Consider the following 13,478-nt stretch of genomic DNA (forward strand, 5'->3'; position numbering starts at 1 on the left):
GGGCATAACCCGTGGCGACAACACCAAAGCCGAGAATAAGTACCAGGGTAAAGACCAGATCGGGTTTACGTCTCATTACTGCTCCGTCACAACAGAAAAACGCACGAGGGAGCGACACGGTAAGGTCGCAGCGGCGCCATCATAGTGGCACCGCTGAACCAGTACAATAACGCACGCCATGACATTACATACTGTTGCATTTTCATGTCATTGACGTGTGACATTCCGTGTCAGGAGACCTGCTGTTCAGGACACCTGCTTTTCAAGATACAAAGAGTCGATAGGCCGGATTGTCGGTTTCATGCCAGTAGCGATAGCCAATCTCATCAAGACGTTGTTCGAGCGTGGCGCAGTCTGCCTCCGGGACCTGCATGCCGATCAGGACCCGACCATAGGCGGCCCCGTGGTTGCGATAGTGAAACAGTGAAATGTTCCAGCCACCGGGCAGATGGTTCAGGAAGTTCATCAGGGCACCGGGGCGCTCCGGGAATTCGAAGCGATAAAGCCGCTCACTGAAGGGCTCCTGTGGTCGCCCTCCCCCTAGATGGCGGATGTGCAGCTTGGCCAGCTCGTTGTCAGTAAGGTCTTCCACACTGTAGCCGGCCGCTTCGAGCTTTCGAACCACTTCCAGCCGATCCTCGCCACCGGGCTGCACCTGCACGCCGACAAAGATGTGGGCCTGGCCAGCATCGGAGTAGCGGTAGTTGAACTCGGTGACCATGCGCCGGCCCAGCGCCTTGCAAAACGCCTTGAAGCTGCCGGGACGCTCAGGGATGGTAACCGCCAGAATCGCCTCGCGCTGCTCGCCCAGCTCGGTACGCTCGGCAATGTGCTGCAGCCGATCAAAGTTGAGATTGGCACCCGAGTTGATCGCAATCAGGGTCTTGTCCCGCACGCCCTCGCGCTGAGCGTACTTCTTGAGCCCGGCCAGCGACAGCGCCCCGGAAGTCTCGGAGACGGCGCGAGTGTCCTCGAAGATATCCTTGACCGCGGCACACATCTCATCGGTATTGACGGTGATCACTTCATCGACATGATGGCGCAGGATTTCAAACGGCGCCTCGCCGATCTGGGAGACGGCCACACCCTCGGCAAAGAGCCCGACCTGATCCAGCGTTACTCGCTCCCCGGCCTCAAGCGCGGCCTTGAGACAGGCAGCGTCTTCGGGTTCCACGCCGATCACCCGGATGTCCGGGCGCAGATACTTGATCCAGGCCGCCATGCCTGCCAGCAGACCACCACCGCCGACCGGTGCAAAAACCGCATCAATCGACCCCTGGTGCTGGCGCAGGATCTCCATGGCCACCGTGCCCTGACCGGCAATCACATCCGGATGATCAAAGGGCGGAATCCAGGTATAACCGTGCTCTTTCATTAGAATCTGTGCGTGCGTGAGGGCATCGTTGAAGGAGTCCCCCTTGAGCACCACCTTCGCCCCCCGGGCACGCACGGCCGACACCTTGATCTCGGGCGTGATGCGCGGCATGACAATTGTTGCGTGCACGCCCATGCGTTTGGCCGCCAGCGATACCCCCTGAGCATGATTGCCGGCCGAGGCGGTAATCACGCCCCTGGCGCGCTGCTCGTCATCAAGCTGCGCCATGCAGTTGTAGGCGCCCCGAATCTTGAAGGAGTAGACCGGCTGTAGATCCTCACGCTTGAGGAGAACGTGGTTGTCCAGACGCCTGGACATCTGCGGCATGTCGGAAAGGGGCGTTTCAACAGCCGCTTCATACACGCGGGCCTGAAGGATTCTCTTGGCGTAGGCTTCCAGCATTCTCATATCCTGGGCAGTGACTTGAGGGCGGTGCTGCAGGGCACCGGGTCACATGGCACGCGCGCCCGATGTTTCACGTGAAACAAAAAGACCGGAGGCGGGAAAAGCGCATGTGACAATCGACAGTGCCTGCCGTACTGTCCATGATACGCTTGATGGGCCGCTGTAGAACATCATCAGATTCGGAGACACCATGACATCCCAGGACCAGTCAGAGCTCAAGAAGGCGGTGGCACAGGCAGCCGTACAGGAAATTCGTTCGACCCTGCGCCGCGATATCGTACTGGGTGTGGGGTCGGGCTCGACCGTCAATCTCTTTATCGAAGCCCTGGCACCGCTTCGCGACGAGTTCGCCGGCGCCGTGGCAAGTTCCACGGAAACCGAACGCCGCCTGAAGGCCGCCGGTATCGAGGTGTTTGATCTTAATCAGGCCGGCACGCTGAGTGTCTATATCGATGGGGCCGACGAAATCGATAAGGATTTCGCCATGATCAAGGGCGGCGGCGCGGCCCTGACCCGGGAAAAGATCGTGGCGGCCTGCGCCAGACAGTTTATCTGCATTGCAGATGGTTCCAAGCTGGTCCGCCAGCTGGGCGGTTTTCCGCTACCGATCGAGGTCATTCCCATGGCGCGCTCGTATGTGGCGCGTGAAATGGTCAAGCTGGGATTTAGCCCCGTGTATCGTCAGGGCGTCGTGACCGATAATGGTCATCAGATCATTGACCTCTATGACCAGCTCATCGATAACGCGCAGGACCTTGAAACCCGGATCAATCAGATTGCGGGGGTCGTGACCAATGGCCTGTTTGCCCACCGTGGCGCTGACCTGCTCCTGCTGGGCACCGCTGACGGTGTTCAACGCCTGACGCCCTCACATTAGCGCCCTCGAGCCTACCGCTTCTCGCATCGCTGCACTGCCCGGCCGCAAGTTACCGAAAACTTACGGCCGATTTCCGTTTAACAACACTCGATCACATTTTAGCCGCAGAATATTACCCTCGTTTATCACTATTATCTGTACGCCATGGCTACGCTGCATTTAACAAAATGCTATCCGGCCGGGACATTGAGTGAACCTGTCGTGAACGTGTCATGACATGGCGGACCCTCGGGGGCCATCAAGGCGTCTCACCTCAAGCGTGTAACGATAAAAAGAGGGTTTTGCATGCGACAGAGCAGTCATCTTTCCTTCAGGTCGAATCCGCCGGCCTCCCTGCATCAGCTGCGCCGCGCGCTGCTGGACGCCCGTGACGCGCTGGGCATCGAAGGCGTACGGGTCAGGGGTGCGGACCACTCCCTTTATTTCGAACTGGCCCACAGCGAAACGGTCAGGCCACTGATGAGCGTCTGGTTCAACGTCGAGCGTTACCAGTACACGCTGATGTGTCGCACGTCCATCCTCGCCCCCGGTCGCCCCATGAGCGGCAACCGTGCCCGGCTGGCCGAATATCTCAGTCACCACGCCTGGCAGCACGGCTGGCGTCAGGCCTCAGCTCTGAAACACCAGCCCCGGCACTAGCGTCCGCTGCCCGGCTGCCGGTCATCCGCCAGCGGCCAGGGCTCGTGCAGCTCACGGGCTCGAATCAATTTCCCCAGATAGTCCCGGGTATGCCCCAGCGCACCGCGATTAGCCTCCACCACCGCCAGGGCATTGCGCCCCAGCGTGTCACGGCGTGTCTCATCGAGCATCAGCGATACCAGTGTCTCGCCCAGCATGCCGGCGCTGCTCACTTCGACCCGGGCATGGGCCTCATCCAGCGTGGCCACCACATCGCCCAGACTCGATAATGAAGGGCCGCTGACCACCGGCAGCCCCATCGCAGCCGGTTCCAGCAGATTGTGCCCGCCAATGTCGACCAGTGAGCCACCCACAAAGGCAATATCCCCCGCCGCGTAGAGCATCATCAGCTCGCCCATGGTGTCACCCAGATACACTCGGGTGTCCCGTTCGACGGACGTGCTTTCACTGCGCCGGACCACTGACATGCCCTGATCAAGACACAGCTCGGCGACCTCATCAAAGCGCTGGGGATGACGGGGCACCAGTATCAGCAGGGCATCGGGGAAACGCGCCAGCACGCGCTCATGGGCGGCCAGAAGCTGTGACTCCTCCCCCTCATGAGTCGAGCCCGCCACCCAGACCGGGCGATCACCGATGCGCTCACGCAGCGCATCGGCCCTATCGAAAATATTCTCGTCGACGTGCAGGTCATACTTGAGCGCGCCGGTCACATTGAGCCGGCGGGCCGATACGCCGAGCGCGCGGAAGCGCTTGGCATCCTCGGCGGACTTGGCGCCCACCCAGGCCAGCCGGCGGATTGCTTCCCCCATCAGCTTTGAAAAGCGCTGATAGCGGGCAAACCCGCGCTCGGTAATGCGGGCATTGACGATGGTGACCGGGACGCCCGCCATCGCGCAGGCGTAAATCAGATTGGGCCAGATTTCGGTTTCGACAATGATGGCGATTTCAGGCGCCAGTCGCTGCACGAAGCGTCGGGTCGCCCCGGGAAAATCCAGCGCCACGAAATGGTGCGTCACCAGATCACCAAACAGCGTCTGCACCTGGCGTGCGCCGGTGGCCGTCATGGTAGTCACGACCACCCGGTGTTCGGGGTAGTCATCGATCAGCGAGCGAATCAGCGGCCGGGCGGTAATCACCTCCCCCACTGAGGCGGCATGTACCCACAGCACACGCTCTGCCTGATAGGACGGAATGCGTCCCAGCCGCTCGCCGCGAGGATGACCCTCCAGACGCTCACGGCGCAGGCGACGCCAGATCAGTGGAGACAGGGCGTATAAAAGGGCCGAGTAGAGACGTCTTCCCACGAGGGCGCTACTCCTGTTCGCCGCGACGCGCACTGCGCGAGACGATCGCGCTGATGGTGCCGGTCGTGGACAACCCTTCTTCAAAGCCCAGCACCCGCACCTCGCCGCCGTTGGCCATGACAGCCTCACCGCCGGCGATCTCCTCGATGCGATAGTCACCGCCCTTGACCAGCACATCCGGCAGCACGGTACCAATCAGCTCGGCCGGCGTGTCCTCGCCAAAGGCCACCACCCAGTCCACGGCGCGCAGGCCAGCCAGCACCGCCATGCGGTGTGCCAGCGGCGTGATCGGGCGACCCTCACCCTTGAGCCGGGTGACCGAGGCATCATCGTTGACGGCCACAATCAGGCGATCGCCCTGAGCGCGGGCCTGCTCCAGATAGCTGACATGACCGGCATGCAGCAGATCGAAGCAGCCGTTGGTCATGACGATACGCTCTCCACCGACCTGCGCGGCGCGCACGGCAGCCGTCAGCGTATCGACATCGATCACGCCGTGTCCGGCCGCCACGCCATGATCGGCACTCAGCGCCGCCTCGATCTCGGCCACCGACACCGTGGCGGTGCCGGGCTTGGCCACCACCAGCCCGGCAGCCAGATTGGCCATCGCCATGGCATCCGGCAGGCTCTGCCCCGCTGCCAGCGCCAGCCCCAGCACGCCAATCACCGTATCGCCGGCGCCGGTCACGTCAAAGACCTCCTGCGCGCGGGTCGGCAGATGCAGCGGCGGATGGTCTGCACGAATCAGCGTCATGCCGCGCTCGCTGCGGGTAATCAAAAGCGCCTCGAGCTCAAGGTCAGCGCGCAACGCTTCCCCGCGCGAGGTCAGCGCTTCCTCGCTGTGACAGCGCCCGACCACGGTCTCGAACTCGCTTAAATTGGGGGTAATGATGCTCGCGCCCCGATAGCGGTGAAAATCGCTGCCCTTGGGGTCGATCAACACCCGCTTGCCGGCGCGGCGGCCGGCCTCGATCAGCGCCTGCACCTGCGCCAGTGTCCCCTTGCCGTAATCGGACAGGATCATCAGGTCGGTATCACCGAGCGCCTCGCTGACCTGCGCCATCATGGCGTCGGTATTGACGGCCTCCAGCGAGGACTCGAAATCCAACCGGATCAGCTGCTGATTGCGACTCATCACCCGCAACTTGGTAATGGTCGGAATCTCGGGACTGCGCTGAAAGCGCGAGGCGATCCCGGCGCGGGCCAGCAGCTCATCCAGAATGGCGGCGTTGTCATCACAGCCAATCAGCCCGGAGAGCGTGACCTGTGCGCCCAGTGCGGCAATGTTGAGCGCCACGTTGGCCGCCCCACCCGGGCGGTCCTCGCTGTCATCGACGCGCACCACCGGTACCGGCGCTTCGGGCGAGATACGCGAGGTCGGGCCGTGCCAGTAGCGGTCCAGCATGACATCGCCCACGACCATCACGCGGGCATCGGCCAGCAGGGCAGGATCAAACATCGTGAGAGGCTCCCCGGGTCGACTTTTCATGGTCAGCGGTCAGTGCCAGCAGCGCATCGAGCCGGTGGATGACATCCTCAAGGGTAATCAGTGACATCGCATCCTCATGGCGTACGCGGGTACCCCAGACGATCTCGTCCAGAGGCTTGTGCAGATAGGTGGCCACGGCATCGGGATAGCGATTGACGACGTGTTCGCGCCAGCACCAGGGGGCGGCGCGCTCGGGGTTGGTCGTGGCAAAAAGCCCCAGCACCGGGGTGTTCATGGCATTGGCCATGTGGACCGGCCCGGAATCGGGCGCAATCACCATGCGCGCCTCGTCAATAATGGCCAAAAGCCCCTTGAGCGAGGTGCGTCCCAGCAGATTGACCGGCACGGCCTCGCTGAGCCCGGCGGCGATGCGCTCGCACATCTCGACTTCCTGGGCACTGGTGCCGCCGGTCAGGAAGGTGGTCAGGCCGTGGTGGCGCCAGGCGTGCTCGATCACGGCGGCGTAGCCTTCGGCCGACCAGTTGCGAAAGTTGCGCAGACGCGGGCTGGCACACGGGCTGATCACCAGCGCCGGTCGACCGGCCAGAAACTGGCGAGCTTCCTCGCGGGCGGCGTCCGGCAACGGGATTCCCCACTCGAGCCGGTCATCGTCAACGCCCAGCTCACGGGCAAAATCCATGAAGGACTCGAGCACGTGCGCCTTTGGATGTGGCGTGAGCTGGCGGTTGGTAAACCAGGTCTGCCAGTCCTTGGCACGGGCACGGTCGTAGCCCAGACGCACACGGGCCTTGAGCCCCAGCGAAAGCACGCTGGCGCGAATGGACTGCTGCATGTGCAACAGTACGTCAAAGGGCGTCTCGCGCAGCTCGCGCCAGATGGCGCGCATGCCGGCGAGTCCGGTGGACTTGTCATACACCACGAACTCGACCCCGGAGAGGCCGGCCAGTAAACTGTGCTCCCCCCGACCGATGATCCAGGTGATTCGGGCGTCGGGCCACTGGCGCTGCAACGCCCGAACGGTCGGCACGAGATTGCAGACATCGCCGAGTGCGGATAACCGCAATACACAGATATGCGCGGGTTGCGCGGGCAAAGGATGCTTCATGCGGATGATTACGTCCCGAAAAGCGAATGCGCACATTCTATATGATGCTCAAACGGCCCCACAAACCGGTCAGCCGGCACTGACGCCCGAACAGTTCACCGGCGACTGGTGGCGCTTGCGTCATGCCGTCACCGGTCAGGCACCCGGACGCGGCGAAAGTCTGTTCGTGCAGGCCGGTGATCAGGCATGGGTGCTGCGTCATTATCGCCGCGGCGGCCTTGTTGCACGTCTGAGCGCCGAGCATTATGTCTGGACAGGGCCTGAGCGCAACCGCGCCTTTCGCGAATGTCGGCTGCTGGCCACGCTTTTTGAGCGCGGACTGCCGGTACCGCAACCGATCGGCGCCTGTGCTTGGCGCAGCGGAGCACTCTATCAGGCCGCCCTCATCACCCGGCGCATCGAGGGCGCGCAACCGCTGGCCTCGCTGGTTCAGGCCCCTAGGGCGGCCGCCCGCCATGACGCGCTGCTGACGGCGTGTGGTCGCATGATTCGTCGTTTTCATGACGAAGGGCTTGACCATGTTGATCTCAATGCCCGCAATATTCTGATCGATGATCGAGATACGCCCTGGCTGATCGATCTGGACCGTTGCCGACTGCGCAGTGCAGGCCGCTGGCAGGCAGGCAATCTTGCACGCCTTGAGCGTTCTCTGGAAAAGTTTGCGCCCGGACAGGCCAGAACCCTCATGGCCCCCATCAACCACGGATACCAATCGAGTTAGATCATGCCTCCTCGTTCAAGTGAAGATTCCCTGCGGTTTCGACTGCGCGCCACGGCCTTTTTTGCCCTCTTTAACCTGATTTTCGTATGGCTGCTGTCGCTACGCTATCTGCCGATCGTCCAGATGCCCCAGGAAGGTCTGGGGATCCTCTGGCTGGTCTGCGCCTGGCTGGGCGGCTTTGGCACCCTGGCCGTGGCGGTCTGGCTGCTGCCGGCACTGCTGTCGCTGTTTTTGAAGCGTCGCATGCTGATCTGGCCGTGTGCCGTGCTGGGCACGCTGGGGCTTGGTGCGCTGTGGATGGACACCCAGATCTTTAGCGCCGTCGGCGAGCATCTGGCAGATATGTCGGGTGACAACAAGCCGGCGCTGTCCATCGTCCAGTGGGCGATCACCGGCGGTGGTGTGGTACTGATCGCGCTGGTCGAACTGTGGCTCTCCTGGCGCATCATGGCCCGCGCGCGGCGCATCACGTTCCCGGTCTGGAGTCTGGTACTGCTGATGCCGGCGCTTTTGATCGCCAGTGTGGGCATCGATATTGCCACCGACACCGATCAGACCGCGCTCCTTCATTCGAAGGACACTGACAGCCAGGCCCTGATGGGCGAACCCGCCACGCCAGTGCCCGAGGCCCGTGAAGCCGCCACCCAGCGCGACCGCAATGACGGGCCGGCCATCGATGACAGCGTTGATCCGACCGAACGCGATACCTCCACGCTCCCCGGTGATGGCGAGGAGAGCCCATGACCCCTCAGGCCACCTCACGCACGCCGATCACCGGTGTGGTGATCACGCTCAACGAAGCGGCGAACATCGAGGCCTGCCTGGCCTCGCTGTCGCGCGTATGCGATGAGCTGATCGTGGTGGATTCGGGCTCCACGGATGAGACCTGCGCGCTCGCCCGGGCCACGGGCGCGCGCGTGATCGAGCAGCCCTATCTGGGCGACGGGCCGCAGAAGAACGTGGGCCCAAAGGCCGCTACCCATCGCTGGGTGCTGTCGCTGGACGCCGATGAGCGTCTGACCGAGGAGGCCGTCGCCGCCCTGCAGGCATTGCCTCTGGCCACCACCGACCATGACGGCTTTGCCCTGCGCCGGCGCAATTTTATCGGCTCACGCTGGGTGAAGCGCTGCGGCTGGTATCCCGATTACTGCATCAGACTCTTTGACCGCGAGCGTACGGGCTTTTCCGACTCGCGCCAGCACTCAAGCGTTCAGGCCAGCGCCCCGTGTGAGCTGGACGCTGATCTGGAGCACTACTCGTTTGCAAACCTTGCCGAGCTTTTCACCAAGGCCGGCGGCCGTTTTTCCACTCGAGCGGCCAAGATCATGTATCTCAAGGGCAAAAAGGTGAACGCCTGCTCACCGTTTATCCACGGTGCCAACGCCTTCATGCGCAAATACCTGTTTCAGCGCGGCTTTTTGGCGGGGCTGGATGGCCTGTCGGTCTCGCTCTCGGCCGCCATCAATGCCTACCTGAAATACGCCAAGCTTCTGGAGTTTCAGCGCGACCCGCAGGTGCGCGAGCGTGAGGACTTCAACCGGGTCTGGTAAACCCATGACGGCGTCGATGGCTCCCCCCCGCGCCGACGTCGACTTTTGCATCATCACTGGCCCTGCTGCCCCTTCATGCGCCACCCTTGGCCCATCGATTTCCTTACAGGTGAGTGATCCCTTGCATATCTGTCACGTCAATCTGGCGCGCAACTTTCGCGGCGGCGAGCGCCAGACTCAGCTGCTGATCGAGCAACTGGCCGCCCATGACATTGTCCAGACGCTGGTATGCCGCCAGGACTCCCCCCTGCGTCAGGCCCTGTCCGGCGTTGAAAACCTCGACCTGGTGGCCGCCGATCAGATGTGGGTCGGCCACCGGCGCATGCCGCCAGTGGATCTGATACACGCCCACGAGGCACGCGCCGTCCACTGGGCCTGGCTGCACGCAAGGCTCAACGGCACGCCCTATATTCTGACCCGTCGCGTGCCGCAGCCCGTCAAGGACAAGTGGTTCAACCGCCAGACCTATCGAGGCGCGGCGACGGCGGTGGCGATCTCCTCACCCATCGAGGCGCATCTCAAGACGCGCCACTGGTGCCCGGTCACGCGGATTCCCAGCGCCCTGTCGCACTTCACCCGCAATACGACCGTGGTCGAGACGCTGCGTCAGCGCTTTGAAGGGCGCTACGTGGTTGGCCATGTGGGCGCGCTGGTGGATCGTCACAAGGGCCAGAGCCTGATCATCGACACCGCCCGCCGGCTGGCCGATACCCATCCTGACATCGTGTTTTTGCTGCTGGGCAGCGGTGAGGATGAGCAGCGTCTCAAGCGTGAAAGCGAGGGACTCGACAACGTCATCTGGGAAGGCTTTCAGTCCAACGTGGGCGATTATCTGGCCGCGATGGACCTGTTTGTCTTCCCCTCACGCAACGAAGGGCTGGGTTCGACGCTGCTGGACGTCATGGACGCCGAGGTGCCGATCATTGCCAGCAATGTGGACGGCATTCCCGATATTGTCATCGACAATGAGAGCGGCGTACTGATTGCGCCCAACGATGCCGAGGCGCTGCATGACGCGGTACTGGCCATGAAAGACGACCCCGGCCGTGGCGCGCGTCTGACCCGCGGTGCCTGTCAGCGGCTGGAAGCCTTTACCCCCGAGGCCATGGCCAGCCAGTACCGCACCCTTTATGCGCGGCTGCTCGACACCGACACGGACTGAGACGGCGTGCACGCGCCGAACACGCACACCGATGCCTGAACGTGGCATCATGCGCGCACTAAAGACGAAGGCTTATCGGGAGGGGTCATGGAAAACATCAGGGTTGGGGTCATCTTTGGCGGCAAATCGGCCGAGCATGAAGTGTCGCTGCAGTCTGCCCGCAATATCGTCGACGCCTTGGATCGCGAGCGCTTTGACGTCACACTGATCGGCATCGACAAGCAGGGGCAGTGGCACGTCAATGACGCCGACCGCTACCTGAACCATGCCGATGACCCGGCCCGCATCGCACTGCATCACTCGCAGCGTGATCTGGCGGTCATGCCCGGTCGCGAGCGTGATCAGCTGATCGAGCCCGATCAGCAAAAGGCGCTGGAGCAGCTTGATGTGGTCTTCCCGATCGTGCACGGCACGCTCGGCGAAGACGGCTCGCTGCAGGGGCTGTTGCGCATGGCCAACCTGCCCTTTGTCGGCAGTGGCGTGCTGGGCTCGGCGGTCAGCATGGACAAGGACGTCACCAAGCGTCTGCTGCGTGACGCCGGCCTTGCCGTGGCCCCCTTTGTCACCCTCACCCGCCAGAGTGCCGCCAGCGCCGATTTTAACGCCCTGCGCAAGCAGCTGGGGACGCCGCTGTTCGTCAAGCCGGCCAATCAGGGCTCCTCGGTCGGGGTCAGCCGCGTGGACAGCGCCGAGTCGCTGCAAAAGGCGCTGGCACTGGCGCTCTCCTTTGACCACAAGGTGCTGGTGGAGTCGGCCATTCAGGGCCGCGAGATCGAGTGCGCCATTCTCGGCAATGACACGCCCGAGGCCAGCGTGTGCGGCGAGATCGTGCTCAACGATGACGGTTTCTACTCCTACGACACCAAATACATCAGCGAGTCCAGGGCGGCCGTTGCCGTACCGGCTGATATTGACGCCACCGTCAGCGACGAGATTCGCCGCATCGCGCTGGAGGCCTTCAAAACGCTGGAGTGTCAGGGTCTGGCCCGCGTGGATGTGTTTTTGACGCCGGACAACCGCGTGATCATCAACGAGGTCAACACGCTCCCCGGATTTACCCGCATCAGCATGTACCCCAAGCTCTGGCAGGCCAGCGGCATGGCCTATCCGGCGCTGGTCACGCGCCTGATCGAGCTGGCCCTTGAGCGTCACGCCCGCGATCAGGCGCTGGACAGCAACCGCCACGACTGAGACATGAACAGGCAATGGCCTGCCTGATGGGCCATCACCGGGGACGGCCATGGACATGACCTACTGGGGGCTTTTTCTGGGCGCGGCGCTGATGATCAATCTGACGCCGGGACCGGACATGCTCTATCTCATGGCGCGAAGTGCCAGCGGCGGCCGACGCGAGGGGCTGGCCGCCGGCGCCGGTCTCTGGTGCGGGGCGATGGTGCATGTGCTGGCCGCCGCGCTGGGGCTTTCCGCCATTGTCATGGCCTCCGCCACGGCGTTTACCGCCGTTAAGCTGGCAGGCGCACTGTATCTGTTCTATCTCGGTGTGCAGGCGATCCGCAGCGCCGGCAGCCAGTTTCAGGCGCCCGCCACGAGCGGACGGGCTCACGGGGCATGGGGCGCCTTTCGACAGGGCGTGCTGGTAGACCTGCTCAACCCCAAGACGGCACTTTTTTTCATGGCCTTTCTGCCCCAGTTCGTGCGGCCCGAGGCCGGCCCGGTGGCCGCGCAGCTTCTGGCGCTGGGCACATTGACGGTGGCCGTGGCGATTCCGATCGAGCTTGGCATCATTCTGGGCGCGGCGCGGCTGTGCGACTGGCTGCGCCGGCGACAACGCCTCACAAAATGGATGGATCATCTGCTGGGCACGGTCTTTATTGGCCTGGGACTACGCCTGTTGACCGTGACCCGCTGACGTCTGACCTGATCAGTCGACGGCCAGCGTCTCAATGATCCGTGCCGGTTCGAGATCATTGAGACAGCGCGTATGCCCCAGCGGGCAGGTGCGCTCAAAGCACGGTGAGCAGGACAGGTTGAGCCAGTGGATATCCCGGGCCTGCGTCAACGGTGGCGTGTAGTTGGGCGTGGAGGAGCCGTAGATGGCCTGGATATGGGTGCCCACGGCCGCCGCCACGTGCATCAGCCCGGAATCATTGCTCACCGCCTGCTCACAGGCGCCCAGCAGGTCGACGGCATCTGTCAGCGTGGTCTGACCACACAGATTGAAAACGCCCTCGAGTCCCTGACTGATCTCCTCTCCGGCCTCCGTATCCTTTGGCCCACCCAGCACGATGACCTGATAGCCGTGGCGGGTTACCGCCTCGGCCACCTGACGAAAATACGCCAGCGGCCACTGCTTGGCCGGGCCATATTCGGCGCCGGGCATCATCGCAATCAGCGTCTGATGGAGACCATGTGCCTCCCGAAGCGTCTGCTGTCGCGCGGCATCCACCTGCAGGTGCGGTTCGGGGATCGCATCGGAAGTCCCCTCCACCGGCAGCCCCAGCGCCACGAAACGCTTGACGGTCTGATCCAGCACCGCCTTGTCGAGCCGGCGCCGTTCGGTCAATACCACATAGCGCTGCTCGCCGGTAAAACCGACCCGCCGGGGGATACCGGCAAAAAACGGCACCAGCGCCGATTTAAGCGAACGTGGTAGAACGATTGCCCGGTCATATTCACCTTTCAGTGACCGTCCCAGCCGCCAGCGCGTGCGCAGGCCGGTCTGACCGTGACCGGTTTCCAGCACGATGGCCCGGCGCACCTGCGGCATGCGCTCAAGCATCGGCGCTGACCACTTTGGCCCCATGACATCGATTACACAGTCAGGGTCATGCGCTTTCAGCGTGATAAAAAGACTCTGGGCCATGACCATGTCGCCGACCCACGAGGGACCGACGACCAGGATGCGCTCACCGCGTTGTGACAGATC

At 63.1% G+C, this 13,478-nt stretch carries 13 protein-coding genes; 8 read left to right on the top strand and 5 right to left on the bottom strand.

Annotation, left to right across the window (positions count from 1 at the left end; genetic code table 11):
• Positions 1-262: 262 nt before the first annotated feature.
• On the bottom strand, positions 263-1,816 hold the full coding sequence (gene ilvA, locus ACUN8C_RS15570; RefSeq protein WP_445621875.1) for a threonine ammonia-lyase, biosynthetic: 1,554 nt from the start codon (positions 1,814-1,816) through the stop codon (positions 263-265).
• Between the two features lie 154 nt (positions 1,817-1,970).
• On the opposite strand from ilvA, the gene rpiA reads away from it, so the two are divergent.
• A complete protein-coding gene (rpiA, locus tag ACUN8C_RS15575; protein ID WP_445620069.1) occupies positions 1,971-2,657 on the top strand; it encodes a ribose-5-phosphate isomerase RpiA in 687 nt (228 codons plus the stop codon).
• Positions 2,658-2,942: 285 nt separating this feature from the next.
• Positions 2,943-3,296: a hypothetical protein gene (locus ACUN8C_RS15580; RefSeq protein WP_445620070.1), complete on the top strand. Its 354-nt coding sequence runs from the start codon at positions 2,943-2,945 to the stop codon at positions 3,294-3,296.
• Here ACUN8C_RS15580 and waaA read toward each other — a convergent pair.
• Genes waaA through ACUN8C_RS15595 form a run of 3 tightly spaced genes read right to left on the bottom strand, consistent with a single transcriptional unit; the run spans position 3,293 to position 7,158 of the window.
• Positions 3,293-4,603: a lipid IV(A) 3-deoxy-D-manno-octulosonic acid transferase gene (gene waaA, locus ACUN8C_RS15585; protein WP_445620071.1), complete on the bottom strand. Its 1,311-nt coding sequence runs from the start codon at positions 4,601-4,603 to the stop codon at positions 3,293-3,295. The two genes, ACUN8C_RS15580 and waaA, sit on opposite strands and share 4 nt — an antisense overlap.
• A gap of 7 nt (positions 4,604-4,610) precedes the next feature.
• Positions 4,611-6,062, bottom strand: a complete 1,452-nt coding sequence (gene hldE / locus ACUN8C_RS15590; RefSeq protein ID WP_445620072.1) for a bifunctional D-glycero-beta-D-manno-heptose-7-phosphate kinase/D-glycero-beta-D-manno-heptose 1-phosphate adenylyltransferase HldE — start codon at positions 6,060-6,062, stop codon at positions 4,611-4,613.
• Complete coding sequence (locus ACUN8C_RS15595) at positions 6,055-7,158, bottom strand: glycosyltransferase family 9 protein (RefSeq protein ID WP_445620073.1); 1,104 nt, start codon at positions 7,156-7,158, stop codon at positions 6,055-6,057. Before ACUN8C_RS15595 ends, hldE begins: the two co-directional genes overlap by 8 nt.
• Between ACUN8C_RS15595 and ACUN8C_RS15600 the strand changes: the two genes are divergently transcribed.
• The 6 genes from ACUN8C_RS15600 to ACUN8C_RS15625 all read left to right on the top strand — a co-directional run bounded on the left by ACUN8C_RS15600 (position 7,157) and on the right by ACUN8C_RS15625 (position 12,461).
• Positions 7,157-7,879, top strand: a complete 723-nt coding sequence (locus ACUN8C_RS15600; RefSeq protein ID WP_445620074.1) for a 3-deoxy-D-manno-octulosonic acid kinase — start codon at positions 7,157-7,159, stop codon at positions 7,877-7,879. The two genes, ACUN8C_RS15595 and ACUN8C_RS15600, sit on opposite strands and share 2 nt — an antisense overlap.
• Positions 7,880-7,882: 3 nt before the next feature.
• Positions 7,883-8,623, top strand: a complete 741-nt coding sequence (locus tag ACUN8C_RS15605) for a DUF3413 domain-containing protein (protein WP_445620075.1) — start codon at positions 7,883-7,885, stop codon at positions 8,621-8,623.
• Positions 8,620-9,429 (top strand): glycosyltransferase family 2 protein, encoded by an 810-nt coding sequence (locus ACUN8C_RS15610; protein ID WP_445620076.1) that lies wholly within the window; start codon positions 8,620-8,622, stop codon positions 9,427-9,429. The genes ACUN8C_RS15605 and ACUN8C_RS15610 overlap by 4 nt, the downstream gene beginning before the upstream one ends.
• Before the next feature lie 121 nt (positions 9,430-9,550).
• Positions 9,551-10,591, top strand: a complete 1,041-nt coding sequence (locus tag ACUN8C_RS15615) for a glycosyltransferase family 4 protein (protein WP_445620077.1) — start codon at positions 9,551-9,553, stop codon at positions 10,589-10,591.
• A gap of 87 nt (positions 10,592-10,678) precedes the next feature.
• The gene (ddlA, locus tag ACUN8C_RS15620) at positions 10,679-11,782 is read left to right on the top strand and encodes a D-alanine--D-alanine ligase (protein ID WP_445620078.1); all 1,104 of its coding nucleotides are present in this window, start codon (positions 10,679-10,681) and stop codon (positions 11,780-11,782) included.
• Positions 11,783-11,831: 49 nt separating this feature from the next.
• Entirely contained in the window at positions 11,832-12,461 is a 630-nt protein-coding gene (locus ACUN8C_RS15625; protein ID WP_445620079.1) for a LysE family translocator, read from the top strand.
• Between the two features lie 12 nt (positions 12,462-12,473).
• Here ACUN8C_RS15625 and waaF read toward each other — a convergent pair whose 3' ends face one another.
• Positions 12,474-13,475, bottom strand: coding sequence for a lipopolysaccharide heptosyltransferase II (gene waaF, locus ACUN8C_RS15630; protein ID WP_445621876.1), 1,002 nt, complete (start codon positions 13,473-13,475; stop codon positions 12,474-12,476).
• Between the last annotated feature and the right edge of the window lie 3 nt (positions 13,476-13,478).

The sequence above is a fragment of the Kushneria sp. Sum13 genome (assembly GCF_052692355.1).

What these genes read in the sequence shown, in the direction of transcription:
- ddlA (WP_445620078.1), top strand. Translation starts at nt 10,679, where the DNA reads ATGGAAAACATCAGGGTTGGGGTCATCTTTGGCGGCAAATCGGCCGAG.
- rpiA (WP_445620069.1), top strand. Translation starts at nt 1,971, where the DNA reads ATGACATCCCAGGACCAGTCAGAGCTCAAGAAGGCGGTGGCACAGGCA.
- ACUN8C_RS15625 (WP_445620079.1), top strand. Translation starts at nt 11,832, where the DNA reads ATGGACATGACCTACTGGGGGCTTTTTCTGGGCGCGGCGCTGATGATC.
- ACUN8C_RS15600 (WP_445620074.1), top strand. Translation starts at nt 7,157, where the DNA reads ATGCGGATGATTACGTCCCGAAAAGCGAATGCGCACATTCTATATGAT.
- ACUN8C_RS15610 (WP_445620076.1), top strand. Translation starts at nt 8,620, where the DNA reads ATGACCCCTCAGGCCACCTCACGCACGCCGATCACCGGTGTGGTGATC.
- ACUN8C_RS15580 (WP_445620070.1), top strand. Translation starts at nt 2,943, where the DNA reads ATGCGACAGAGCAGTCATCTTTCCTTCAGGTCGAATCCGCCGGCCTCC.
- hldE (WP_445620072.1), bottom strand. Translation starts at nt 6,062, where the DNA reads ATGTTTGATCCTGCCCTGCTGGCCGATGCCCGCGTGATGGTCGTGGGC.
- ACUN8C_RS15605 (WP_445620075.1), top strand. Translation starts at nt 7,883, where the DNA reads ATGCCTCCTCGTTCAAGTGAAGATTCCCTGCGGTTTCGACTGCGCGCC.
- ACUN8C_RS15595 (WP_445620073.1), bottom strand. Translation starts at nt 7,158, where the DNA reads ATGAAGCATCCTTTGCCCGCGCAACCCGCGCATATCTGTGTATTGCGG.